The sequence below is a fragment of the Cysteiniphilum sp. JM-1 genome, from assembly GCF_008711525.1.
In the GTDB taxonomy this organism is placed as follows: Bacteria; Pseudomonadota; Gammaproteobacteria; order Francisellales; family Francisellaceae; genus Caedibacter.
Genome location: NZ_VXKS01000045.1, coordinates 1 through 2,035, shown reverse-complemented (window position 1 = coordinate 2,035; position 2,035 = coordinate 1). Strand labels below are relative to the sequence as shown.

Genomic DNA, 2,035 nt, shown 5'->3' with positions numbered 1-2,035 from the left:
TAGTGGCGGACGGGTGAGTAACGCGTAGGAATCTGCCGTACAGTGGGGGACAACAGTTGGAAACGACTGCTAATACCGCATGACACCTTCGGGTCAAAGGTTGCTTAGGCAGTCGCTGTACGATGAGCCTGCGTTGGATTAGCTAGTTGGTGAGGTAAAAGCTCACCAAGGCGATGATCCATAGCTGTTCTGAGAGGAAGATCAGCCACACTGGGACTGAGACACGGCCCAGACTCCTACGGGAGGCAGCAGTGGGGAATATTGGACAATGGGGGCAACCCTGATCCAGCAATACCACGTGTGTGAAGAAGGCCTTAGGGTTGTAAAGCACTTTAGTTAGGGAGGAAGGTTATCAGGTTAAGAGCTGGATAATTTGACGTTACCTAAAGAATAAGCACCGGCTAACTCCGTGCCAGCAGCCGCGGTAATACGGAGGGTGCGAGCGTTAATCGGAATTACTGGGCGTAAAGGGTTCGTAGGTGGTTAGATAAGTCAGATGTGAAAGCCCTGGGCTCAACCTGGGAACTGCATTTGATACTGTTTAACTAGAGTTTACTAGAGGATTGGGGAATTTCCGGTGTAGCGGTGAAATGCGTAGAGATCGGAAGGAACATCAATGGCGAAGGCAACAATCTGGGGTTAAACTGACACTGAGGGACGAAAGCGTGGGTAGCAAACAGGATTAGATACCCTGGTAGTCCACGCTGTAAACGATGAGTACTAGCTGTTGGGTCTGGTGTAAAAGACTTAGTGGCGCAGCTAACGCGATAAGTACTCCGCCTGGGGACTACGGCCGCAAGGTTAAAACTCAAAGGAATTGACGGGGACCCGCACAAGCGGTGGAGCATGTGGTTTAATTCGATGCAACGCGAAGAACCTTACCTGCCCTTGACATCCATAGAAGATCCGAGAGATTGGATTGTGCCTTCGGGAACTATGAGACAGGTGCTGCATGGCTGTCGTCAGCTCGTGTTGTGAAATGTTGGGTTAAGTCCCGCAACGAGCGCAACCCTTATTTTTAGTTGCCATCATTAAGTTGGGCACTCTAGAGAGACTGCCGCTGATAAGGCGGAGGAAGGTGGGGACGACGTCAAGTCATCATGGCCCTTACGGGCAGGGCTACACACGTGCTACAATGGGCATTACAGAGGGAAGCGAAGCTGCGAGGTGGAGCGAAACTCAGAAAGGTGTTCGTAGTCCGGATTGCTCTCTGCAACTCGAGAGCATGAAGTCGGAATCGCTAGTAATCGCGGATCAGAATGCCGCGGTGAATACGTTCCCGGGTCTTGTACACACCGCCCGTCACACCATGGGAGTGGGTTGCAAAAGAAGTAGGTAGCTTAACCTTTTGGATGGCGCTTACCACTTTGTGATTCATGACTGGGGTGAAGTCGTAACAAGGTAGCCGTAGGGGAACCTGCGGCTGGATCACCTCCTTAAAGGGTGCGAAAGCACGATAAATATTTAAGAAAGTGCGAGAAGTATTTAAGTGTTTACAATTGATGTTTTTTCAGTAGATTGGGTCTGTAGCTCAGCTGGTTAGAGCGCACCCCTGATAAGGGTGAGGTCGGTAGTTCAAGTCTACTCAGACCCACCATTTTTATGGGGCCATAGCTCAGCTGGGAGAGCGCCTGCTTTGCACGCAGGAGGTCAGGAGTTCGATCCTCCTTGGCTCCACCATCTACGCATCGATATTTAATTAAGGTTCAAAGAATGCTTTGATTTGATTTAACTTAATTTTAATTATTATATTGTGCTAAAGAGATTTATCTGATCAAGGCGCGAGAAGAATGAAAGCAAGAGTTTATAAATATAAATGATTGCTTGAATGATTTGAAGCAAGGCAGTTCAGGTGAATGTCTTGAGCACAAGAAGAGATCTTTAACAATTTATTATAGAGTAATGACCAAGAGAATAAGCGCAAACGGCGGATGCCTTGGCAGTCAGAGGCGATGAAAGACGTGATAGCCTGCGAAAAGCTTCGGGGAGTTGGCAAATAAACTTTGATCCGGAGATGTCTGAATGGGGGAACCCG

General features: G+C 48.7%; 2 tRNA genes and 2 rRNA genes. All 4 read left to right on the top strand.

The features are described from left to right. Window positions 1–1,439, top strand: a 16S ribosomal RNA gene (locus tag F3D68_RS10955); the annotation flags it as partial. An 81-nt stretch (window positions 1,440–1,520) separates the two neighbouring features. Next, a tRNA-Ile gene (locus tag F3D68_RS10950) sits at window positions 1,521–1,597 on the top strand. 7 nt (window positions 1,598–1,604) lie between these two features. Continuing rightward, window positions 1,605–1,680: transfer RNA gene (locus tag F3D68_RS10945), tRNA-Ala, on the top strand. A gap of 224 nt (window positions 1,681–1,904) precedes the next feature. Beyond that, a 23S ribosomal RNA gene (locus F3D68_RS10940) occupies window positions 1,905–2,035 on the top strand; the annotation flags it as partial.